22 protein-coding genes and 1 pseudogene are annotated in these 21,601 nt (G+C 65.2%); 9 read left to right on the top strand and 14 right to left on the bottom strand.

Translation table 11 applies throughout. The features are described from left to right. Positions 1-43: 43 nt before the first annotated feature. Complete coding sequence (locus JQ566_RS01235) at positions 44-775, bottom strand: cytochrome c biogenesis CcdA family protein (RefSeq protein ID WP_212368486.1); 732 nt, start codon at positions 773-775, stop codon at positions 44-46. 207 nt (positions 776-982) lie between these two features. Further along, positions 983-1,249 (bottom strand): hypothetical protein, encoded by a 267-nt coding sequence (locus JQ566_RS01230; RefSeq protein ID WP_212368483.1) that lies wholly within the window; start codon positions 1,247-1,249, stop codon positions 983-985. A 484-nt stretch (positions 1,250-1,733) separates the two neighbouring features. On the opposite strand from JQ566_RS01230, the gene JQ566_RS01225 reads away from it, so the two are divergent. The 3 genes from JQ566_RS01225 to JQ566_RS01215 all read left to right on the top strand — a co-directional run bounded on the left by JQ566_RS01225 (position 1,734) and on the right by JQ566_RS01215 (position 4,301). Further along, on the top strand, positions 1,734-2,783 hold the full coding sequence (locus tag JQ566_RS01225; protein WP_212368480.1) for a LysR family transcriptional regulator: 1,050 nt from the start codon (positions 1,734-1,736) through the stop codon (positions 2,781-2,783). 29 nt (positions 2,784-2,812) lie between these two features. Then, entirely contained in the window at positions 2,813-3,184 is a 372-nt protein-coding gene (locus tag JQ566_RS01220; RefSeq protein WP_020608151.1) for a helix-turn-helix domain-containing protein, read from the top strand. A 295-nt stretch (positions 3,185-3,479) separates the two neighbouring features. Beyond that, positions 3,480-4,301 (top strand): enoyl-CoA hydratase, encoded by an 822-nt coding sequence (locus JQ566_RS01215; RefSeq protein ID WP_212368477.1) that lies wholly within the window; start codon positions 3,480-3,482, stop codon positions 4,299-4,301. A gap of 4 nt (positions 4,302-4,305) precedes the next feature. Here JQ566_RS01215 and JQ566_RS01210 read toward each other — a convergent pair whose 3' ends face one another. Further along, positions 4,306-5,205 (bottom strand): LysR family transcriptional regulator, encoded by a 900-nt coding sequence (locus JQ566_RS01210; RefSeq protein ID WP_212368474.1) that lies wholly within the window; start codon positions 5,203-5,205, stop codon positions 4,306-4,308. 96 nt (positions 5,206-5,301) lie between these two features. On the opposite strand from JQ566_RS01210, the gene JQ566_RS01205 reads away from it, so the two are divergent. Beyond that, entirely contained in the window at positions 5,302-5,619 is a 318-nt protein-coding gene (locus JQ566_RS01205; RefSeq protein WP_212368471.1) for an antibiotic biosynthesis monooxygenase family protein, read from the top strand. An 18-nt stretch (positions 5,620-5,637) separates the two neighbouring features. Then, positions 5,638-5,820, top strand: a pseudogene (locus tag JQ566_RS34455) (hypothetical protein); the annotation flags it as partial. A gap of 76 nt (positions 5,821-5,896) precedes the next feature. Here the strand turns inward: JQ566_RS34455 and JQ566_RS01200 are convergent. From JQ566_RS01200 to JQ566_RS01190, 3 genes are all read right to left on the bottom strand, one after another. Next, complete coding sequence (locus tag JQ566_RS01200) at positions 5,897-6,976, bottom strand: isocitrate/isopropylmalate dehydrogenase family protein (protein WP_212368468.1); 1,080 nt, start codon at positions 6,974-6,976, stop codon at positions 5,897-5,899. Between the two features lie 111 nt (positions 6,977-7,087). Then, complete coding sequence (locus JQ566_RS01195; protein WP_212368465.1) at positions 7,088-8,155, bottom strand: alcohol dehydrogenase; 1,068 nt, start codon at positions 8,153-8,155, stop codon at positions 7,088-7,090. Positions 8,156-8,300: 145 nt separating this feature from the next. Continuing rightward, on the bottom strand, positions 8,301-9,497 hold the full coding sequence (locus tag JQ566_RS01190) for a CaiB/BaiF CoA transferase family protein (protein WP_212368462.1): 1,197 nt from the start codon (positions 9,495-9,497) through the stop codon (positions 8,301-8,303). Positions 9,498-9,691: 194 nt separating this feature from the next. Between JQ566_RS01190 and glgA the strand changes: the two genes are divergently transcribed. Then, on the top strand, positions 9,692-11,107 hold the full coding sequence (gene glgA / locus JQ566_RS01185) for a glycogen synthase GlgA (protein ID WP_212368459.1): 1,416 nt from the start codon (positions 9,692-9,694) through the stop codon (positions 11,105-11,107). Positions 11,108-11,248: 141 nt separating this feature from the next. Here glgA and JQ566_RS01180 read toward each other — a convergent pair whose 3' ends face one another. The 3 genes from JQ566_RS01180 to JQ566_RS01170 form a co-directional block, all read right to left on the bottom strand. Then, complete coding sequence (locus tag JQ566_RS01180) at positions 11,249-12,196, bottom strand: oxygenase MpaB family protein (protein ID WP_212368456.1); 948 nt, start codon at positions 12,194-12,196, stop codon at positions 11,249-11,251. Between the two features lie 91 nt (positions 12,197-12,287). Further along, positions 12,288-13,430 carry a DUF3734 domain-containing protein gene (locus JQ566_RS01175; protein ID WP_212368453.1) on the bottom strand — a complete coding sequence of 381 codons (1,143 nt, stop codon included), beginning with the start codon at positions 13,428-13,430 and terminating at the stop codon, positions 12,288-12,290. A 70-nt stretch (positions 13,431-13,500) separates the two neighbouring features. Beyond that, positions 13,501-14,325, bottom strand: coding sequence for a 3-hydroxybutyrate dehydrogenase (locus JQ566_RS01170; protein WP_212368438.1), 825 nt, complete (start codon positions 14,323-14,325; stop codon positions 13,501-13,503). Between the two features lie 191 nt (positions 14,326-14,516). Here JQ566_RS01170 and JQ566_RS01165 point away from each other — a divergent pair, with 191 nt between their 5' ends. Then, positions 14,517-15,401 (top strand): LysR family transcriptional regulator, encoded by an 885-nt coding sequence (locus JQ566_RS01165; protein ID WP_212368435.1) that lies wholly within the window; start codon positions 14,517-14,519, stop codon positions 15,399-15,401. A 98-nt stretch (positions 15,402-15,499) separates the two neighbouring features. On the opposite strand, the gene JQ566_RS01160 is transcribed toward JQ566_RS01165, so the two are convergent. Both JQ566_RS01160 and JQ566_RS01155 read right to left on the bottom strand, forming a co-directional pair. Further along, entirely contained in the window at positions 15,500-16,216 is a 717-nt protein-coding gene (locus tag JQ566_RS01160) for a peroxiredoxin-like family protein (RefSeq protein WP_212368432.1), read from the bottom strand. An 82-nt stretch (positions 16,217-16,298) separates the two neighbouring features. Further along, complete coding sequence (locus tag JQ566_RS01155) at positions 16,299-16,583, bottom strand: hypothetical protein (RefSeq protein ID WP_100236689.1); 285 nt, start codon at positions 16,581-16,583, stop codon at positions 16,299-16,301. A gap of 238 nt (positions 16,584-16,821) precedes the next feature. Here JQ566_RS01155 and JQ566_RS01150 point away from each other — a divergent pair, with 238 nt between their 5' ends. Continuing rightward, positions 16,822-17,301: a cupin domain-containing protein gene (locus tag JQ566_RS01150; RefSeq protein ID WP_212368428.1), complete on the top strand. Its 480-nt coding sequence runs from the start codon at positions 16,822-16,824 to the stop codon at positions 17,299-17,301. A 132-nt stretch (positions 17,302-17,433) separates the two neighbouring features. Further along, a complete protein-coding gene (locus JQ566_RS01145) occupies positions 17,434-18,645 on the top strand; it encodes an MFS transporter (protein ID WP_212368425.1) in 1,212 nt (403 codons plus the stop codon). Between the two features lie 87 nt (positions 18,646-18,732). Here the strand turns inward: JQ566_RS01145 and ccoS are convergent, their stop codons facing one another. Genes ccoS through JQ566_RS01130 form a run of 3 tightly spaced genes read right to left on the bottom strand, consistent with a single transcriptional unit; the run spans position 18,733 to position 21,586 of the window. Then, positions 18,733-18,900, bottom strand: a complete 168-nt coding sequence (ccoS, locus tag JQ566_RS01140) for a cbb3-type cytochrome oxidase assembly protein CcoS (protein WP_008138466.1) — start codon at positions 18,898-18,900, stop codon at positions 18,733-18,735. Then, positions 18,900-21,089 (bottom strand): cation-translocating P-type ATPase, encoded by a 2,190-nt coding sequence (locus JQ566_RS01135; RefSeq protein ID WP_212368422.1) that lies wholly within the window; start codon positions 21,087-21,089, stop codon positions 18,900-18,902. The genes ccoS and JQ566_RS01135 overlap by 1 nt, the downstream gene beginning before the upstream one ends. An 11-nt stretch (positions 21,090-21,100) precedes the next feature. After that, positions 21,101-21,586, bottom strand: coding sequence for a FixH family protein (locus JQ566_RS01130; RefSeq protein ID WP_212368405.1), 486 nt, complete (start codon positions 21,584-21,586; stop codon positions 21,101-21,103). Positions 21,587-21,601: the final 15 nt, after the last annotated feature.

The following is a 21,601-nucleotide window of genomic DNA, read 5'->3' as shown; positions in this document are numbered from 1 at the left end:
GATCTTCCGGAGAACCGCCGCACGGTTCTCCGGAAACCGCGCCCTAACCAATCGTCTGCAGCGCCGGGAACGTCTCCAGCAGCCAGATGCTCACATTGGAGACCGCACCGGTGAGGAAGCCGATGCCGGTGATCACCATCAAGACGCCCATGGCGCGCTCGACATTGACGAGGTGGCCCTTCATGCGCGCGAACAGCGCGGAGAACTGCTCGATCATCAGCGCGGCGATCAGGAAGGGAATCCCGAGGCCTGCGGAATAGACCGCGAGCAGGCCGGCGCCCTTCGTCACCGTGGCTTCCGCCGCGGCGATCGAGAGGATCGCGGCGAGGATCGGCCCGATGCACGGCGTCCAGCCGAAGGCGAACGCGAGGCCCATGATATAGGCGCCCCAGAGGCCGACCGGTTTGGGGATCGGCAGCCGTCCCTCGCGCATCAAAAAGCCGATGCGCGTCAGGCCCAGGAAGTGCAGGCCCATGATGATGATGACGACGCCGGCGAGGATCGACAGCTCCGCCGACCAGGCGCGGATCAGCCCGCCGACCAGCGAAGCGCTGGCGCCGAGCGTCACGAAGATGGTGGAGAAGCCGAGCACGAACAGGAGCGCCGACATCATGATCGCGCGCTTGGAGACAGCGGCCGGCTCGTCGCTCTCGACATGCTCGATCGTGGCGCCCGTCAGGTAGACCAGATAGGGCGGAACCAGAGGCAAGACGCAAGGCGAGAGGAAGCTGACGAGGCCGGCAATCATCGCCGCCGGGATCGAAACATTTTGCATGATGCAGTCGGAGCCATCTCAGGCGCCGGTACGGCGCGCAAGGGATGCGCCCCGGCCCGGAGCCGAACCGGCTCTGGTGTAGCCGATGCCGGAGAATGCGCAACAGAGGCGCACAAAACCAAGGCTCCTCCCGATGCCCTCCGTGATCACAGATGCGGCATCGGGACGCGCACAAACCTCGCCAAAAAGCGAGATTCGGCGGCGCGGCTACTTCACCACGCGGAGCAGCGGACGCCGGGGCTGGTCCTGCGTCTGCTTGGAAGGGGGCGGCGGCTCACTTGCAGCGTTCCGCAGCATTTCGTCGCACAGTGCCTTGAGATCGGCACTGTCAATTCCTTTCAGTTTCATCCTGACATCGAGGATGACGATGGAGAGCATCTCGGCCGACTCACGGCTGTTGCACTCATTGAGAACCCTGCGGCACTCCTCGAGCGTCTCCAGCACCGACTGCAACTGTTCGTCTGAATGCGACACCGGCGTTCTTTCCGTTAATTCGGCCTGCGAGACGTATTTGTCACGCCCCCTTCGGCCCCCATGGAAGACCAAAGATAGCACGAGGCGACTGCGCCTCCGAACCTGATTTCAGTGTGTTTCTGCCGTGGAACCGCGACTTCGGCCGCCATCGCCATGCAGCACCATTGGAGATCGCCAAAGTGGTCTGGGCGCAAACGCCTGACGCGGTGTGATTGATCCATCGAGGGCGACGGCATCGGCGCTCGCGCAAGAATTTCCATTGCGGACAACGCCGGCAATCCCGCAGCCACTCCATGGCTCGCAACGGAACTCACGCCAAAACCCCTTAGTCAGGCCGATAGTCTGCCCGATTCCCAGCCCACGGCAGCACCCCAATACCACCTCCGCGGTAGTAAGGATGACGTTCAAAACTCGTCATTCCCCAACCCGTCGTGGTTGTGGTTTGCGCCAGATTCTGCCAGTTTAGCTTCCTGAAGGGACTTGTATGCACACCTTGGCGGAAAGGGGCGTTCCTCTGGCGGAACGCGCAAAGACAAATCTCAGCGGCCTCTCGGATTGGGATGCCGCCCGCATATTTTTGGAAGTCGTTCGCTGCGGAAGTTTTCGCTCGGCGGCCGAGCGCTTGTCGCTGTCGATCAACGCCGTGCGCCGACGGATCGACGATTTCGAACGCCAGACCGGCACCACGCTGTTCACCCGCGACGTTCACGGCACCCATCTGACCGATGAGGGCGCTCTCGTCGTTTCCGCCGTCGAGCGCATGGAAGCGGCCACCTTCGACGTGCTGCGCGCCAGCGATTCGATGGCCAACGCCTTGTCCGGCGAGGTCCGCGTTGCCGTCACCGAGGGGCTCGGCACGTTCTGGCTGGCCCCGCGCCTGGTCGAATTCCAGCAAGCCTATCCGAAGATCCTGGTGGACCTGCATTGCGCGATGCGCTCGGCCGACGTCTCGCGCCACGAGGCCGACGTCGCCATTCATCTGTCGCGTCCCTCGGCGCTCGACATCAAGCTGGTGCGGCTCGGCCGCATGCATCTGATGTTCTGGGCCTCCGAGAAATACATCGCAAAGCATGGCGCGCCGCGCTCGGCGGCGGAATTGATCAAGCATCGCCTGGTGCTGCAATTCGCCGACCAGCTCGCCGCCAAGGAATCCTTCGAGAGCTTCTTCCCGGGCGTTTCGGAACGTGACCTTCTGGTCATGAAGACCAACGTCTCAAGCGCCAACTACTGGGCGGTCGCGAATGGCGCCGGCATCGGCGTATTCCCGAGCTACGCCATTGCGCTTGGCGGGAAGTTGATTCCACTGGAGGTCGAGCTGAACCGACCGCTGGATATCTGGTTGTCCTACCACCCCGGTAGCGGCCGTATCCCGCGCGTGCGGCACATGATCGACTGGCTGATCGAAGCTTTCAGTCCGGCTCGTTTCCCGTGGTTTAAGGAAGAGTTCGTGCACCCGCATGAATTCAAGGACTCCTATATGGGCGAACCCCTGACCCAGCTCTTCGGGGGATTTTCAACCGAAGAACAAAGGTGAGAACGAAGATGAAAGCAGCGGCAAAAAGAATGAAGCAGCGCAGCGCCGGCAAGCCGGACATCGAGCTTGGCAAGCGGATCCGTCTGCGGCGCGTCGAGATGAAGATCTCGCAGGCTGAGCTCGGCGAGAAGCTCGGCGTCAGCTTCCAGCAGGTGCAGAAATACGAGAAGGGCGTCAATCGCGTCGGCGCGGCCCGGCTTCAGCAGATCGCCTCCGCCCTCGACGTGCCCGTGACCTTCTTCTACGACGGCGACAACAAGGCCCGCGAAGTCGAGAGCCTGCTCTTCCTCGACTCGGCCTTCAGCCTCCGCCTGCTGCGCGCCTACAGCAAGATCAAGGATCAGACGGTGCAGCGTCAGCTCGTCTCGCTGATGGAATCGATCGCGGCGAACGAGAGCTGAGGCCGATCGACGGTCTGGCCTTTATGGCCGACGTTCAATCCGTCGCGTCACGGGGGCGCGGCCGGATTGAACGAGATCGGACGAGATGTGCCTGCGCCCGCGCGCTTGTGCGCGGTCTGTCGGGACGGCCTGGCCGCCCTTCTTGGCCGCTCCTTCTTCTTGGTCGTTTGCCGCCGGACTTCGCACGCCATGCAATCGCAGCACAGGCGGATGCAGGCCGTCCCACCCTGCCCCGGTTGACCGCGGCGGCGCCTGCGCCGCACATTGCGCCCGGCCTACGACCAGCGAGCGCGCGATGCCCGACATTTTCAGCACCACCGGAACACCTTACGCCGATGGCAAGATCCTCACGCACAGGGCCGGTGGCGTCGGCGTGATCTCCTTCAACAATCCCGACAAGCGCAACGCGATGTCGCTGGAGATGTGGGAGGGATTTGGCGAGGCGCTGACGGCCTTGCGCGACGACGACACCGTGCGCGTCGTGATCCTGCGCGGTGCCGGCGGCAAGGCGTTCGTCTCGGGCGCCGACATCAGCCAGTTCGAGAAGGTCAGGCACAATGCGGCGGCGTCCGAGGAGTACGCCAAGCGCAGCGCCGCCCAGCGCGCGCTGCTCGCCGACTATCCCAAGCCGACCATCGCCTGCATCGACGGCTATTGCCTCGGCGGCGGCATGCAGGTCGCGATGCTCGCCGATATCCGCCTCGCCTCGCAGGGCAGCCAGTTCGGCATTCCCGCAGCCAAGCTCGGCATCGCCTATGGCTATGACGGCTTGCGGCATCTGGTGTCGCTGGTCGGCCCGTCCTGGGCGCGGCTCTTGATGTACACGGGCATGCGTATCGATTCCGCCGAGGCGCTGCGCATTGGCCTCGTGGAGCGCCTGTTCCCGGAGGGCGAGCTCTGGGGCGAGACCATGACGATTGCCGAGACGATCGCGCAGAACGCCCCGCTCGCGATCAAGGCCGCCAAGATCACCATCGCGCAGGTGCTGAAGGACGAGAGCCGGCGCGACATGGAGGCGATCAAGGCGATCGGCAATGCTTGCATGGACTCGGAGGATTTCCGCGAGGGCCGGCAGGCCTTCATGGAGAAGCGCAAGCCGCAGTTTAGGGGGAAGTAGCAGCTCAGGCAGCCCCGACGGCTCGCACGTGCTTGGGACTAGCGAACCGGGGGCTCTGCAATATCTCCTTCAAGGCCCGAACGTTCGCGGAACCCGCACCTTTGCGCCAGATGAGCGTTGTCCACGCCCGGTTCTCTGTTCTTCCCAGCGGGTGAACGCTTAAGAGTCTTCTGTCTGGGAAGGTGGCCAGGACGCTCTTTGGAATCAGGGCCACGCCCATGCCCGCAACGACGCAGCCGAGCATAGCGTGATATGACGCGAGCTCGATCGAACGTTCCGGCATTTCGTCTCGCTTTGCGTACCAGTCCTCGAGCCGCTTGCGATGCGGGCAGCCGTGTTCGAAGACGATGATCGTCCGTGGCAGCTTGCCGCCATTTTTGCCGATCGACGGATGATTGGCGGCCGCGATGATCACCAACTCTTCCTCGAAGGCTGGCGTCTTCTCAAATGGCTCGTCGACGATCGGCTCGGCAACGAGTGCTGCGTCGAGCTCGCCGGCGAGAATTGCGCTCGATAGAACCTGCGGATTGCCGGTGCGAAGCTCCAGAACGACCTCTGGATGGCGCCGGTGGTATTGGCTGAGCAGTCCCGGCAATCTCACAGCTGCCGTGCTTTCCATCGCACCGAGACGAAACGTACCACGAGGCTTTGCATCTTGCAGAGCATCGCGGGCTTCGTCCGCGAGCGCAAGCAACCGATTTGCATAGCCAAACAGCAGATGCCCTTGGGGAGCCAGATGCAGGCGCTTCCCCTCTCGAATGAAGAGAGCTACGCCGAGATCCTCTTCCAGCTGCCGGATACGGGTTGTGACATTGGACTGGACGCGATGCAACCGTGCGGCCGCCCGGGTCACGCTGCCTTCGCGCACGACGGCGGCGAATATCCGCAGATCGGACAGATCCATATATCTCTCTCTACGATCAATTATATCATAATTATTCATTTTATGTGATTTGTCGCCTCCGGTAAAGATCGCGGCTCCCACCCAGGAGGTTGTCTGATGATCGTCACTGTATTTCGTACCCGAATGAATCCCGGCGTGCAGGATGAATATGGGCCGATGGCAAAACGCATGAGCGAACTGGCGCGAGCGGTTCCGGGCTACATCTCGCACAAGGGCTTCGTTGCGGACGATGGGGAGCGGGTGACGATCGTCGAGTTCGAGACCGAAGAGGCGCTTCATCAATGGCGGATCGATCCTGAGCACCGCGAGGCAAAGAAGCGCGGCGTGGAGACCTTCTTCAGCGAGTTCAAGTTCCAGATTTGCAGCGTGATCCGGGAGCGGATGTGGACTTCGAAGGCAGCCCGCAGCGCTTGAACAGCGTTGAGGGATGCAAATGCCTGGGGCCGCTGCTGGTGGCGCCCGAACTGCTACGGCGCCTACGGCTATTATGGCGGGCCGCGGCGCTTCAACGTTTACGGTCCGCGTCCATGGGGCTGGGGCCATCGCCACTGGCACCGCTGGCAAATGATGAAGCGCGCGGCCCCTATATTTGCGGGTTATGCATCGCCCGGATAGTGCGCTCCCTCGCCCCGCTCATGTTCGCCGAAGCCTTGACGAAGCCGGATGCGGGGAGAGGTGAAAAACACGCGAACTAAAGCGCCGCGAGCACCGCCTTCGTAATATCCGCCGTGCCGTTGCTGCCGCCGAATTCCATCGGCTTGATGCCGCCGGCATAGACCTGGTCCACCGCACGCTCGATGGTCTCGCCGGCTTCCGCCGCGCTCTCGAGGCCGTGCTTGTCGGCGAGCCAGTCCAGCATCATCGCCGCGGACAGGATCATGCCGGTCGGATTGGCCTTGCCCTGCCCCATGATATCGGGGGCGGTGCCGTGGCAGGGCTGGAACACGGCATATTTGTCGCCGATGTCGGCTGAGGGCGCCATGCCGAGACCGCCGATCAGGCTCGCGGTGATGTCGGAGACGATGTCGCCGAACATGTTCTCCATCACCATCACGTCGAAATCCCAGGGACGCTTCACCAGCATCGCCGAGCAGGCATCGACATAGAGCCGGTCGGTCTTCACCTCGGGGTGCTTCTTGGCGATCTCGTCGAAGATGCCGCGGAAGAAGGCAAAGGCCTTGAACACGTTCGCCTTGTCGACACAGGTCAGCATTCCCGGCTTGCCGCGCGCCTTGCGCCGCTCGGCGAGGCGGAACGAGAACTCGAACAGGCGCTCGGATGTCCTGCGCGTGATCACCATGGTCTCGCGCGCATCCTCGTGGGTGACGACGCCCTTGCCCATCGAGGCGAACAGGCCCTCGGTGGATTCGCGGATCACGACGAGATCGATGCCCCGCTTGTCCGCGCCGACGATCGGGCTCGGCACGCCCGGAATGAGGCGCGCCGGTCGCACGCCGGCATAGAGATCGAAGATGAAGCGCAGCTCGATCTGCGGCGCGATCTCGGTGTTATCGGGATAGCGCACCGACGGCAGGCCGCAGGCGCCAAGCAGGATCGCATCCGCCTCCTCGCACAGCTTGATCGTCGTATCAGGCATCGACTTGCCGGTGGCGAGGTAATTATTGGCGCCGGCCGGCGCCTCAGTGAAGCGGAAACCGAGACCGGATTTGTCGCCGACCTTGCGCAGCACCTCGAGCGCCGGCGCCATCACTTCGGGACCGATGCCGTCACCGGCGAGCACGGCAATGTGGAAGGCGTTGTTTGCGGACATGGGGGTTCCTAAGAGAGATGTCATTCCGGGGCGGTCCGCAGGACCGAACCCGGGATCTCGAGATTCCGGGTTCGATGCTTCGCATCGCCCCGGAATGACGTAAAAGAGATATTACGGCGTCAGCACGGTGCGGCCGACGACGGCGCCCTGCTGCAATTGCAGCAGCGCGTCGTTGGCCTTGGCGAGCGGTTGCCGCGTCACCGGGATCGGCGGCACCTTCTTCGTCCGCACCAGCTCGAGCAGCTCCTGCGTTTCGCGCAAGTTTCCGACATAGCTGCCCTGGATCGTCACCGCCTTGATCGGGATCAGCGGCAGCGCCCAGGTCGCACCGCCGCCGAACAGGCCGACGATGACGAGCTTGCCACCCTTGGTCAGGCAGTCGAAGCCGAGCTGCGTCGTGGCAGAGTTGCCGACGAGGTCGATCACGGCGCGGATCGGGCCGCCCGCTTTCTTGGCAAGCTGCTCCAGTGCATCCGGCGCCTTGGGATCGACGGTCGCCAGCGCACCGGCCTTCTCGGCCGCCTCGCGCTTCCTGGCGTCGATGTCGACCATGATCGCGCCCTTGCCGCCCATCGCCTTCAGCAGCGACAGCGCCATCAGGCCGAGGCCGCCGGCACCGAACATCACGATCGGCGTGTCGAAATGCTGCTCGACCTTCTTCAGCGCGCTGTAGGTGGTAACGCCCGAGCAGGCATAGGGCGCGGTCGTCGCGGGATCGAGGCCATTCAGATTGAGCAGATAGCGCGGATGCGGCACCAGCATGTGGTCGGCATAGCCGCCGTCGCAATAGATGCCCAGCGAGCGCGGCGTCAGGCACATGTTCTCGTCGCCGCCAAGGCACGTCGCACATTTGCCGCAGCCGATCCAGGGATAGACCAGGCCGACATCGCCAATCTTCAGATCGCCCTGATCGGTCGGCTTCACGTCGGGGCCAAACGCCAGGACCTCACCGACCGTCTCGTGGCCCATGGTCAGCGGCAGGTTGATGCCGCGGTCCTTCAATGAGAGCGGCTTGCGGCCGTGGCCGAGATCGTAGCCGCCTTCCCAGATGTGGAGATCGCTATGGCAAACGCCGGCCGCCTTCACCTTGATCAGCACTTGCGTGCCCAATGGCTGCGGCGTCGCCTCGTCGACCTCCTGCAGCGGCGCCTTGAAATCGGCGACCTTGAAACTCTTCATTGGTGTCCTCCCGGCATGTTCTCGTTCTCTGCGCAGCATGCCATGGCCGGCGGAGCGAGACAAACTCGCTCCTGTCTAGTTTACGGCGATCAAGGATGGCAACCCGACGGCGCGCAAGGCCGCATTGCTTGCGGCACGAAGCTGTTCAGCCTGTCGCGGCCGTTTTGCCTGTCGGAATTGACGCGCCGCTGGCGAGGCCAATCTCCCCGCGCAATGCCTGCGTGTGCGCGCCGAGCACGGACACCGTGTTGGCCGGCCTCGTGTCGGCTCCCGACATCCGGAACGGCAGGTTGAGCACCCTAAACGAGCCGCCCTCGTCCCGCACCTCAGAGAGCGCCTGCCGATGCGCGAGCTGCGGATCGGCCAGCGCTTCTGACACGGTGCGATAGGCCGAGGCCGGGACCCCGGCAGCGCCAAGCGCGAGCAGGCACGCATCGGTCGAAAGCTGCCGCGACCAGACCTCGACGCCGTCCATCAACTCCGCCCAGTTCTCGCGGCGCTGAGCATAGGTGGCAAAGCGTGGATCGGAGACCCATTCGGGGCGGCCGATCACTCCCATCAGGGCCTGGAACGTCTTCTCGCTGGCGACCGTGATCATGACATAGCCGCTGGCCGTCTCGGTCGGTCCGAACATCGGGCGGGGCGGCGGCGTCACCGCGAATTGCGAGCTCTGCAACTCGGTCAGGGTCAAGGTCAGCATCGATTCCAGCATGGAGACGTCGATGTGCTGGCCGAGCCCGGTCACGGTGCGCTGATAGAGCGCAGACGCGATCGCGCCAAAACCGTAGGTGCCGGTGACGACGTCGGCGTGGTAGATGCCGCAGAAGTCGGGCCTGTTACGGCCGGGCTGGTAGGCGAGATGCGCCATGTCGTAGCCGGAGGCGGCGTGGATCACCGGGGCGTAGGCCGGCAGCTCGGCCGAGGGGCCGGTCTGGCCATAGCCGGAGATCGAGCAGTAGATCAGCCTCGGGTTGACCGCACGCAGCCTGTCGTAATCGAGCCGCAGCCGGTGCATCACGCCCGGGCGGAAATTCTCGACCAGGATGTCGGCGGTGGCGGCCAGCCGGCGCACTGCCTCCTTGCCGTCCTCGGACTTGAGGTCGAGAACCACGCTCTTCTTGCCGACATTGAGCTGGCCGAACGCGGTGCTGCAGCCCTTGCGCAGCGGCGGCCGGGTCCGCATGGTCTCGCCGCCGTCGGTCTCGATCTTGATGACCTCGGCGCCCATGTCGGCTAGCATGCGCGCGCAGTGGGGACCGGCGATCGTGGTCGAAAAATCCAGGACCCGCAAACCCGCCATGACCTTTGTCAACGTCCCCTCATGCTTATCTGGTAGCTGCATGCCTGCTCACGTCCTTGGGTCTCTTAGGAACCATCGAAGTTCTTTGTTGTTGGTGCGGCGACCCTAGAGGGCGGCGGCTGACTAGGAAAGTGTCTACCGAACAGACGCGTCGCGTGGGCGGGCTTTGAGAATTCCAGGACAACTGGACCCGTTCTTGCATAGCAGCGAACGGGATCGGAAGAGGGCAGCTGTTCTTGAGGGTCTTGTTCGTCACCACAGAGATGGACGACTTCGTCCGCGTTGGCGGACTGGGCGCCGTTTCCGCCGCCCTTCCCCGCGCCCTCCGCTCCTTCGCCGATATCCGGATCATGCTGCCCGGCTATCGCGACATCATCGAGCAACTCACCCACATTCAGATCGTTGGCCGCTGTCCTGCATTCGCGGAGATGCCGGCCTGCTCGCTCGGTCGGGCCGCGACCAAGGACGGCCTGCCGGTCTATGTGCTGTTGTGCTCGCAGCTCTACGACCGGCCCGGCAACCCCTATGGCGACGAGTCCGGGCGCGACTGGCCCGACAACGACATCCGCTTCGCGCGCTTCGCCTCGGCGGCGGCTGAGCTCGCCATGGGCAAGCTGGACAAGAATTGGGCAGCAGACCTGATCCATGCCAATGACTGGCAGGCCTCGCTCGTGCCGGCGTACCTTGCCTGGCAAGGCGCCAAGCTGCCGTCGATCCTCACCATTCATAACCTCGCCTATCAGGGTCTCTTCCCGAAGGACTCGCTGCGGCGGATCGGCGCACCGGAGAGCTCCTTCCACATCGACGGCGTCGAGTTCTACGACCAGGTCTCCTTTCTCAAGGCAGGCCTCGTCTACGCCTCGCACCTCACCACCGTCAGCGCGACCTATGCGCGGGAGATCACCACGGCCGAATTCGGCTGCGGCCTCGAAGGCCTGCTTCGTATCCGCTCCGACGCGGCCGAGCTGACCGGCATCCTCAACGGCATCGACGAGAGCTGGGACCCGCGCTCCTGCGCCCAGCTCGCCCAGCAATTCGGCGCCGGCGACTGGGTCGGCAAGAAGGCCAATGCAGATTACGTGCGCAAGCAGTTCGGCTTAGCGGTCTCGCGCGGCCCGATGTTCGGCATCGTCGCACGCCTCGTGCACCAGAAGGGCATCGACCTCGTGCTGTCGGCCGCCGACGAGATCGTCGATGCCGGCGGGCAGATCGTGGTCACCGGCTCCGGCGAGCCGGCGCTCGAGCAGGCCTTGATCAACGCGCATCGCCGCCGCCCCGACGCCATCGGGGTCGTGATCGGCTTCAACGATGCGCAGGCGCGGCGCATCTTCGCCGGCAGCGACTTTACCTTGATGCCGTCGCGCTTCGAGCCCTGCGGGCTCAGCCAGATGTATGCTCAGCGCTTCGGCTCACTGCCGATCGGGCACCAGACCGGCGGCCTCGCCGAGACCATCAGCGACGGCGAGACCGGATTCCTGTTCTCAAAACCCTCGCACGAATCTCTCCTCGGCGGCGTCCGCCGGGCCTTCTCGGCCTTCATGGCGCACGACCAGCTCGATACCATGCGCCGCAGCGCCATGGGACGATCGTTCTCCTGGAGCATCTCGGCCGGCAGCTACAGCGCGCTGTACCGCAAGCTGGCGTCGGTGTGAGGCACCGCTGTCATTCCGGGGCGCGCCGCTTGGCGCGAACCCGGAATCCATCGTTCCGCCGGAATGCTGGGAGAAATGGATTCCGGGTTCGCGCTCCGCGCGCCCCGGAATGACAAGCTGCAACAAGCTTGCCTCGAGACCCTATTTCCCGCGCACATCCATCTGCGGCCGGCCGATCCAGGCGCGGTTGAGGCACCGTGTCATCCAATCGGGCTGCCGCTCGCCGCGCAGCCGGGCCTGCGCTTCCTGGTAGGGACCGACATAGCGCAGCCGATCGGGCAATTTCGGATAGACGCGCCTGATCCATCGCAGCGCATTGTCGGCGGATTGGATCTCGCGCTCGTCGAGCTCAAAACCAAAGCCCGCGCGCAAGCGCTCGGGCAGCATCCTCGCGGTGAGCGCGCGATACCATTGCGGCGGCCGCAACCACGGACGGGCGCCGCTGAATATCTGCGCAGCGATCTCGCGCGCCGCAGGGCTGACGGTCAGCGTCTCCGACTGCGCCATTGCCGTGGTGTAGGCGACGAAGCCGGACCAGTCCGCCGGCAAATCATCCCCCGTCAATCCGAACAGGGCGCCGTACAGCCTGGCCTCACTCCAATAGCGATCGCGCTCCTCCGCCGAGAGTGGCGGCAGCACCAGATCATGTGCCATGAGCGCGGTCTCGACCAGCGTCGCATGGACCCAGCGCAGCGCGGGGATGTCGTTGGCGCAGTAGCGCGAGCCGGCCGCGAACGGACCCACGGTCTCGGGCATCTCGCCGACGATCATGCTGTGACGCCGATGCAGCTGCCGGGACGACAGCAGCGCCCGGTCCAGCGAGCCGAACACCATCGTAAAGACGATGTCGAAGGTGCGATGGAAGCGGCCTATCGGATCGGCAAGGGTGCGCGAATGTTCGGTGATCGCCGCCGCAACCCATGGATGGGCCAGCTGCAGCAGCAGCGCACGGCCGGCGCCGAGAAAGATCACGGCCTCCCGGTCGATCCGCCAGATCAGTGAGGCCGGACCGAACACGCCCGCGACCGGTCCCGCCGCGTTCGCACGCAACGTATCGAGCGACTCCTCCAGATCTTTCTCAGCGACCAATTGCAAGCCTCGCGACGAAGACCCGGCGACCATACTCCGGACCGCGCGCCTGCGAAATCGTCGTCGTGCAAAGCAATGACGAACAAGGCCCTCATTCCGCCGCCATCGGCATCTCGTCCGTATGCTCGTGCAGCACCACGCCGGCGAGCGGATCGAATTCGCCGATCCAGGGCTTGCGCGCCAGCACCGAGCGCGTGTGAGCATAGCCGGCGTGCCAGCGCCGCGTGATTCCCGACGGACTGAAGTCGATATCCTTGGTATGGGTCTCGCGCTCGAGTTGCGGCGCCAGCAGCCGCACCACGTGCATGCGGGTCGGGCAGCCGTAGCTCGTCAGCTCCCTCACCGCGGGATCGCTGCGCTCGCTCTCGGGCAGCCGCGCCGCGAGCTGGTTGATGACGTGGCGCAGGCGATGGGCCTGCTGCTGTCGCACTATCTGGCTGGCAATGCGGCTGGAATATTGCACGTCCTTGTGCCGGTTCAGCACCTCCGCCATCGTGGTCGGCTCGGGCCCAACGGGATTCCACAGATGCACGGAGAAGATCAGCGAATCCCTGCGCGGATTGTCGTCGAACACCGCTTCGGTCGGCGTGTTCGACAAAATGCCTCCGTCCCAATAGAGCTCGCCGTCGATGCGCACGGCCGGGAAGGCCGGCGGCAATGCGCCCGACGCCATGATGTGCTTGACCGTCAGCTCGCCGTCGCGGCTGTCGAAATAGCGCATTTCGCTGGTGCCGACATGAGCCGCACCGACCGTCAGGCGCGGCGCGCAGCGATTGGCCAGATCGAAATCGACCAGTTCGCTCAGCGTCCTCTCCAGCGGCGCGGTCGAATAGTAGCCGGCGCGATCGGCGCCCAGCGGATAGGAATCGCCGGCATGCGCCAGCGGATTGGGCCGAAAGAAGCCTGCAATGCCGTGGGTGACCGTCGACCAATAAGCCAGCTTCTCATTGAAGCCGGGAAACGTGGCGCGCCAGTCCCAGACCGGCCGCTGCTCCATCCGCTTCCAGAACTCCCTCAGGCGCGCCAGCCGGTGCTCCCTTGCGTTGCCCGCAATCAGGCTCGCATTGATCGCGCCGATCGAGGTGCCGATGATCCAGTCCGGCTCGATGCCGGCTTCGTGCAGGGCCTGGTAGACCCCGGCCTGGTACGAGCCGAGCGCGCCGCCGCCTTGCAGCACGAGCACGACCTGCCCCGGCAGGTCCTTGCGCTGAATGTTGTTCTGCGTGCCGTTCATGGTTCGCTCCTGATCAGGCTGCACTGCTCGGATATTCGCTGCCGGCCGCGGCCTGTTACGCCGGCTCATGTTAATGCGCGGTCCAGCCGCCGTCGACCGGCAGCGCGACGCCGGTGATCGAGGCCGCCGCATCCGTCGCCAGGAACACCGCGAGCGCGCCGAGCTCCTCGACGGTGGCAAAGCGCTTGTTCGGCTGCTGCGCGAGCAGCACGTCGCGGATCACCTGATCGCGGGAGATGCCGTGCGCCTTGGCCTGTCCCTCGATCTGCGCCTCGACCAGCGGCGTATAGACATAGCCCGGGCAGACCGCATTGCAGGTGATGTCCTCCTCCGCAGTTTCAAGCGCGGTGACTTTCGTGAGGCCGACGATGCCGTGCTTGGCGGCAACATAGGCCGCCTTGAACGGCGAGCCGACCAAGCCGTGCGCCGAGGCGACATTGATGATCCTGCCGAAGCCGTTCAGCCGCATCGCCGGCAGCGCGAGCCGCGTGGTGTGGAAAGCCGAGGACAGGTTGATCGCGAGGATCTGGTCCCACTTCTCGACCGGAAACCGGTCGAGCGGCGCGACATGCTGGATGCCGGCGTTGTTGACCAGGATGTCCAGCCGGCCGGATTGGGCCACCGTCGCCGCGATCATCTCGGCGATCGATTTCGGCCGCGTCATATCCGCCGGCGAATAGCTTGCCTTGACGCCGAACTCGGCGGCGATTTGCTCGCGCGTCCGGCCGATCTCGCTGGCGACGCCAAGGCCGTTGAGCACGATGTCGGCGCCGGCCGCCGCCAGAGCCCGGGCAATGCCAAGGCCGATGCCGCTGGTCGAGCCGGTGACGAGAGCCACCTTGCCGGCCAGCACGCGTGCAGGCTGAGCTGTCTGCGATTTCAGCGGGATGTTCATGCTGGATCTCCGTTCGCGATGGCCGGGCTTCGGGTCCGAGCCGGGGCCCTTCGCTGGAGCCTGGAGGATCGCCGGTCCAAACGGAAATACCGGCTGGCTTCCGAGTCCATACGTCCGCGCTATCGCGCCGAGCATGTCATTTCCTGCCCCGATCGGTTAGACTTGAAGCCGATCCTGCTGGGAGCCGATCCATGGAAATGCACCAGGTCCGCTATTTCCTCGCGGTGGCGCAGCTTCTGAATTTCACGCGCGCGGCCGAGGAGTGCAACGTCACGCAGCCGTCGCTGACGCGCGCGATCAAGCAGCTCGAGGCCGAGCTCGGCGGCGACCTGTTCCGCCGCGAGCGCCCCGCCGCGCAATTGACCGAGCTCGGCCAGCGCATGCATCCGCTTCTGAAGCAGTGCTATGACGCCGCAGCAGGCGCGCGCTCGCTCGCCTCCTCGTTCAAGAGCGGAGAGATCGGTGCGCTCCGCATTGCGCTGACGCATTCGATCGACCTCGCCTTGCTGATTCCGCATCTCAACGAGATCAAACGGCAGTTCAACCGGCTCGAGTTCCGCTTCCTGCGCGGCTCGGGCCGGGAGGTCGGCGACTTCCTGAAGAAGGGCGAAGCCGAGCTTGGCATCGCTGCGGAGATCGGCGAGGCCTGGGACCGCCTCGACGTCTGGCCGCTGTTCACCGAAAGCTTCGAGCTCGTCGTCGGCGACGGGCACCGCCTGGCCGGCCGCAGCTCGATCGAACTGGACGATTTACGATCGGAGCAGCTGCTGAGCCGGACCTTCTGCGAGCACGCGCGCCGCATCTCCGCAAGCCTGCGCGAACACGGCATCGACGTCGAGGGTCATGAGGTCTCGAACGAGCGCGATTTGATCGAGCTGGTCGAGGCCGACATGGGCGTCGCCATGGTGCCGCACACCTCGCCCGTACCGGAGCGGCTGACACGCGCCGCAGTCACCGGGCTGGACGCCCGCCGTACCGTCAACCTCTATGGGGTCGCCGGCCGGCAACGCACGGCCGTGGGCAATGCCGTGATGCGCATGCTGCGCGGCGCGGACTGGCGGGAGATCGCGGGGTAGCAGAGCGAGCGCTTTCGCCCAGGCGAGATGCGCATTGCCGTGCCCTCGCCCGTTGTGGGAGACGAAGCGACGTTGGGGAGAAGGGAAGAGAGCGTGCCTCAATTCTCCCGGTTCGCGCGCTCCAGTGCTTCGATCAGATCGTCAATCTCCATGCGCTTGCGGAAATCCGGATCGACGAAGCGGGCCTTCACGATGCCGTCGCGGCCGACCACGAACACGGCCGGGATCGGCAGCATCCAGCCGTCATTGCCGTGGAACTTGGCCATGTCCTGATAGGACAGCAGTTGCTGGATCTCGGTGCCGAGCCAGATCGCGAGGTTGAGCGACAGTGCATAGCCGTTGTCGAGATCGGTCAGGATCGGAAAGGGCGCGCCGGATTCGGCCTTGAGCTGCCCGGTATATTCCCGCGTCTCCGGCATGATCGCGACGACCTGCGCCCCCATCGCCTTGATGCGGTCCAGCGCCTGGACGACGGCGCGGACATTGAGCCGGCAATAGGGACACCAATGGCCGCGGAAGAACATCACCGCGACGGGGCCGCGCTCCAGCAGCGAGGCCAACGCGACGAGACGCCCGCCCTCGTCCGGCAGCATGAACGGCGGCATCGGATCGCCCGGCCGCGGCGCGGTCTCGCCACCGCCGTTTCCGTTCAATCGTACCACCAGGCGATCGACCGCCTCGCCATAGGCGGGAAAGACCTTGCGACTAGCATCGGCATAGGCGCGGAGCTGTTCGTTCAGCGTCCCGTCCATGTCGCGGCAGCGCTGGAAGGCGAGCCTGAGCTGTTCGGCGTCGGCTGGCGAGAGAGACGTCATCTTCCTGCTCCGGCATTCCTGGGCGAATATTAGTTTCCCGGTTCGGCCGCCCGCAAGAGGCGGCCGCGATGCCAGGATCGGTTCAGTTCACGTAGAAGTTGCCGGTGGGATCGAGCCGCCCCGAGGTAGAGTACAGCGTGCCCTTGTCCATGAAGAACACGGTGTTATCAGGCACCTTCTTCGCGTTCTTCATCATGGCCTCGTGGTTCTTCTCGGCCGGCGCCATGGCCATTGCCGACATCTTGCCGGGCCCGCCATAGACATAGGCCATGCCGGCCTTCAAATCCCAGGCCGCTTCCGAGAAGGCCGATGTCGCGATCACCGCGAAGGCGGCGGTAAAAATCAGGGTCTTGGACACTTTCGTCATGGGGTGCTCCTTGCGGATTGACGAGCACGCCCGCCAATCGGGCGCGCTGCCATCGGACGCCGGATGCTGCGAAAGCGGAAATGCCGATGCCCAATCGGTTCGATAGCCGCCGCCTATCGGCATAGCGCAGGGCTATCGCATCGAGAGCAGGCCGGCATTTCAAGACGGACGCGATCTCGACGAAGCTCCTGCCATAGCCCGCGACCATCAGGGTTGCGGCCAACAGAGGAGACTTTCCATGTCTAGGCATCTCACAGTGTCGCGCGTGGTTTGGACAGGCGTTGCCGTTCTCGGGGCGCTGACATTTGCAACGCCGGTCTTCGCCGGCGAATGCCCGGCCGGCAAGATCAAGCCGAACGCACAACAGATGGTCGATTACAAGCCCGTCGGCGTCACCGACGTGACGCTCGGCGCGATCGATCTCGGCAAGCAGCCCGCCCATATCGAGGGCCGCGAGCTGCGCTTCCGCAAGCTGACCATCGCGCCCGGCGGGATCGTGCCCTGGCACAGCCATGACGACCGCCCCGCCCTGATCTTCGTCCAGCAGGGCGAGATCGTCGAATACGCCTCCAACTGCGTCGATCCGATCGTGCACAAGGCCGGCGACATCCGCCCCGAAGTCTACGGCACCTCGCATTGGTGGAAGAACCTCGGCAAGGAGACCGTCATTCTCTATGTCGGCGACGTCCGCAAGGATCCGAACGACCATCACATGTAACGAGCGCCGAGTGTGCTGTCGTTCCGGGGCGCGAAGCGAACTCTGGTGCGCAGTTGCGCACCTGAGAACTCGAGATTCCGGGTCTGGTGCTCGCGCACCAGCCCGGAATGACAGTCGAAGGAGATGCACGCCATGACCGATCTTTCCACGCCCATCAAACCGGGCGCGATGATGGTGGAGGCGCATTCCCCAGGCCTCGCGCTGCGATCGCTTGTGATCGGCCTCACCGCCTTCCTGACCGTCGTCGATCTCTTCGCGACGCAGGCCATCCTTCCCTCGTTGACGCGGCACTACGGCGTCACGCCCGCAGCGATGGGCTTTGCCGTCAATGCCAGCACCTTCGGCATGGCGGTCGCAGGTCTCGTCGTCGGCTTCTTCAGCCCGCATATCGACCGGCGGACCGGCATCCTGCTCAGCCTGGCACTTCTTGCGATCCCCACCAGCCTGCTGGCGTTCGCGCCAAATCTTGCCGTCTTCACTGCCCTGCGCGTCGCGCAGGGCCTGTGCATGGCGGCCGCCTTCGCGCTCACCCTCGCTTATCTCGGCGAGCAATGCAGTGCCAAGGACGCCGGCAGTGCGTTTGCCGCCTACATCACCGGCAATGTCGCCAGCAACCTTGTCGGCCGGCTGATCTCAGCGGCCGTGGCCGATAGCCTCGGCCTCGCCTGGAACTTTTATTTCTTCGCAGCGCTGAACCTGGCCGGCGCGGTGCTGGTCTATTTCACCATCCAGCGCGTGCGGCCGATGCATGCGATGATGCCCGCGGCTTCGCCCCTTTCCGCCACCCTCGCGCACTGGCGCAATCCGCAACTGCGCGCCGCCTTCGGCATCGGTTTCTGCATCCTGTTCGCCTTCATCGGCACCTTCACCTTCGTCAATTTCGTGCTGGTGCGGCCGCCGCTGTCGCTGGGCATGATGGATCTGGGCCTCGTCTATGTCGTCTTCCTGCCGTCGGTCGTCACGACGCTTCTGGCCGGCAAGGTGGCCGCGCGGCTGGGAACGCGGCCCACGATCTGGAGCGCGCTCGCTGTCGCCGGGCTGGGCCTGCCCTTGATGCTGGCGCCGCATCTCGGCGAGGTGCTCGCCGGCATGGTGCTGGTCGGCGTCGGCACATTCTTCGCACAGGCCGCCGCAACTAGCTTCGTCGGACAGGCAGCAACCGACAGCCGCGGCATCGCCAGCGGGACTTATCTTGCATGCTACTTCTGCGGCGGGCTGGCCGGTACGGCCGTGCTCGGCCGGCTGTTCGACGCTTTCGGCTGGGCGGCCTGCGTCACAGGTGTCGGCGTGGCCCTCGCGCTGGCGGCCCTGCTCACCTTCGCCCTGAAGCCTAAAGCGCGATGAGATTTGGATGAATCGTCATCGCGCTTTAGATTTTTGCCTACGCATGATCTTTCCGGAAAACCGCTTCGCACTTTTCCGGATCATGCTTTAGCGCTTGACCGGAGCTTCCTGCGGCGGCTCGTCGTCGGCGATGGCGCGCCAGGCTGCGCCGTCGAGATCGTCGTACTGGCCGCTTCGGAGCGACCAGAGGAAAGCGACAAGACCGGCACCTCCGAGCATCAAGGCCAGCGGCACCAGGATGACCAGGATCTCCATCACACGATCTCCCGCGAGGCGCTGCGGGCGCGCAGCGAGTTCAGCATCACCAGGATCGACGACCCGCTCATCGCGGCCGCCGCAATCAGGGGCGTCACGACGCCGCTGATCGCAACCGGAACGGCAAGCACGTTATAGCCGATCGCAAGCCAGAGGTTCTGCCGCATCAAATGCAGCGCCTTGCGCGCAGCATCGATGGCGGCGACCACGGGAGCCAACGGCCGGCCGAGAAAGACGAGATCGGCGGTGGCCTGGCTGAGATGCGCGGCCGAGATCGGCGACATCGAGACATGGGCCGCCGCGAGCGAAGGGGCGTCGTTCATGCCGTCGCCGACCATCAGCACCTTGGCGCCGCGCTGTTTCAGTTCCTCGATCCGCGCGATCTTGTCGGCCGGGGTGACGCCGGCGCGCCATTCGGGAATGCCGAGCGCGTCCGCCGCCGCCTTCACCGCCGGCTCGCGGTCGCCGGAAAGGATCTCGATGCCGATGTTGCGCGCCTTCAGCGCCGCGATCACGGCCTGCGCATCGGGGCGCAGGCCCTGGCGGACGGAAAGGATGAATTGTGCGGGGCCCTTGCTGAAAGCCACGATGGAGGCCTCGGGATCGAGCGCGGCGCCGCCGACCAGCATCTCGGCACCGCAGAAGGACGGACGCCCGAGGCGAAGCTCGACGCCGTCGACGGTCGCGCGGACGCCCTGCCCGGACTCCTCCACCGCGCCGACCATCGGAGACTTCGCACCGGCAGCCAGCGCAACCGCAGCGGCGACCGGATGATGGCTCGACAGCGCGAGCCGGCCGGCAAGCTCGAAAATATCGGCGGGGATGTCGGCGGCATTCATGACTTCGAGCTCGGGCAGCGTCAGCGTGCCGGTCTTGTCGAAGATGACATGGTCGGCTTCGGCCAGCCGCTCGATCGCATCGCCCGCATTGAGCAGCACACCCGCCTTGAACATCGCACCCGAGGCCACCGTCTGCACCGTCGGGATCGCGAGCCCGAGCGCGCAGGGACAGGTGATGATCAGCACGGCAACGCCGGTCACGATCGCATCATGCCAGGAGGCACCCGCGATGACCCAGCCGAGAATGGTCAGGAGCGCGGTCGCATGCACCACCGGCGCATAGAGCCGCGAGGCGCGGTCGGCGAGCCGCATGTAGTGCGAGCGCGCGGCAAGCGCGTTGTCGAGCAGCCGCGTGATCTCGGCGAGCAGCGTCGCCTCGGAGGCCGCCGAGACCCGCACCCGCAGCGTGCCGGAGATGTTCATCGATCCGGCGTAGACCGGCGTGCCCTGCTCGGCCGTGACATAGAGCGTCTCGCCGGTGATCAGGCTCTGGTCGATCTCGGAACGGCCCTCGATCACGGTGCCGTCGACCGCACAGCGCTCACCGGGCCTGAGCAGCACGATGTCGCCGGGATTGATCGCTGCAACCGGCACCTGCGAGATCTCGTCGGGCCCTATGAACTTCGCGGCCGTCTCCGCCTTCAGCGCCGCGAGATTGCCGGCGACCGCGCGGGTCCGCCGCCGCATGTTCTGGTCGAGGAAGCGGCCGACCAAGAGGAAGGTCAGCAGCATGATCGCCGCGTCGAAATAGGCGTGCTCGGCGTGGTGGATGGTCTCGACCACCGACATGCCGAGCGCCAGGATCACGCCGATCGAGATCGGCACGTCCATGTTGGTGGTCTTCGCCGACAGCGCGCGCCAAGCCGAGCGGAAGAACGGCTGGCCGGCATAGGCCGCCGCCGGCAAGGCGATCAGCGCCGACAGCCAGTGGAAGAAATCGCGCTGCTCGGGCAGCATGTCCGAGGCGTTGCCCGACCACACCGGGATCGACAGCATCATCACGTTCATGGTGGCGAATGCCGCAACCCCGAGGCAGCGCAGCAGGAACCGCGATTCGGCGACCTCGGCGGCCTCCGCGCTCTCGGTCTCGAACGGATAGGCCTTGTAGCCGAGCTCCTCGAGCCGATCGATGAAGCTACCGGGGTCGAGCGTGCCCGCTTTCCATTCCAGCGCGACGCGGCGGTCGGTGAGGTTCACGCGCGCCAGCGTGACATCGGGGATTGCCGACAGCCCGCCCTCGATCTTCGCCATGCAGCCGGCGCAGTGAACGCCCTCGACCGCGAGATCGATGTGCTGGACGCCCCCGCCCGCATCGCGAACATAGTGGGAGAAATCGCGCGTGACCCGCATGACAAAACCCTTCAGTTCAGGATCACGCGGTTGCGCGACATGAACACGCGCGTCCCCCGCGCCTCGCCCTCGATCACCAGGTCCCATTGGCCCGGCGCGACGGACGCGGCATTGCCGCGATAGAGACCGATGCCGGCTTCGGTGAGCTCGACCGCGAGATCGGCGCGCTTGTCGGTCGGCCGCTCCAGCCGGCCGCCGAACTTCAGCCCGGAGATCGGCTGGCCGCCGGCATCGCGGGCCTCGACCTGGACCGAGGCGCCGCCGTCGTTGCGGCGCTCGATATGAGCGTTGACCTTCCATTTGCGCGCGGCCTGGTCCTGCGCCGCCGAGATCTCGCGGTCATAGACGAGGCCCGCGGCATAGGGGCTGTCGACATCGGTGCCGGGCAGCGTCGCGATCGCGAGCTTCATCATGGTCGCATTGACGCCGATCACGAGGCCGAAGAAAGCGACCAGCATCAGGAAGACCTTGGTTCCGGTCAGCGGCTTGGAAGCCATGGCAGTCTCCTGATC

It is taken from the genome of Bradyrhizobium sp. SZCCT0231, assembly GCF_018130245.1.
GTDB lineage: Bacteria > Pseudomonadota > Alphaproteobacteria > Rhizobiales > Xanthobacteraceae > Bradyrhizobium > Bradyrhizobium japonicum_F.
Note: the sequence above shows the minus strand (reverse complement) of the source record. Positions and strands in the feature narration are given on the sequence as shown.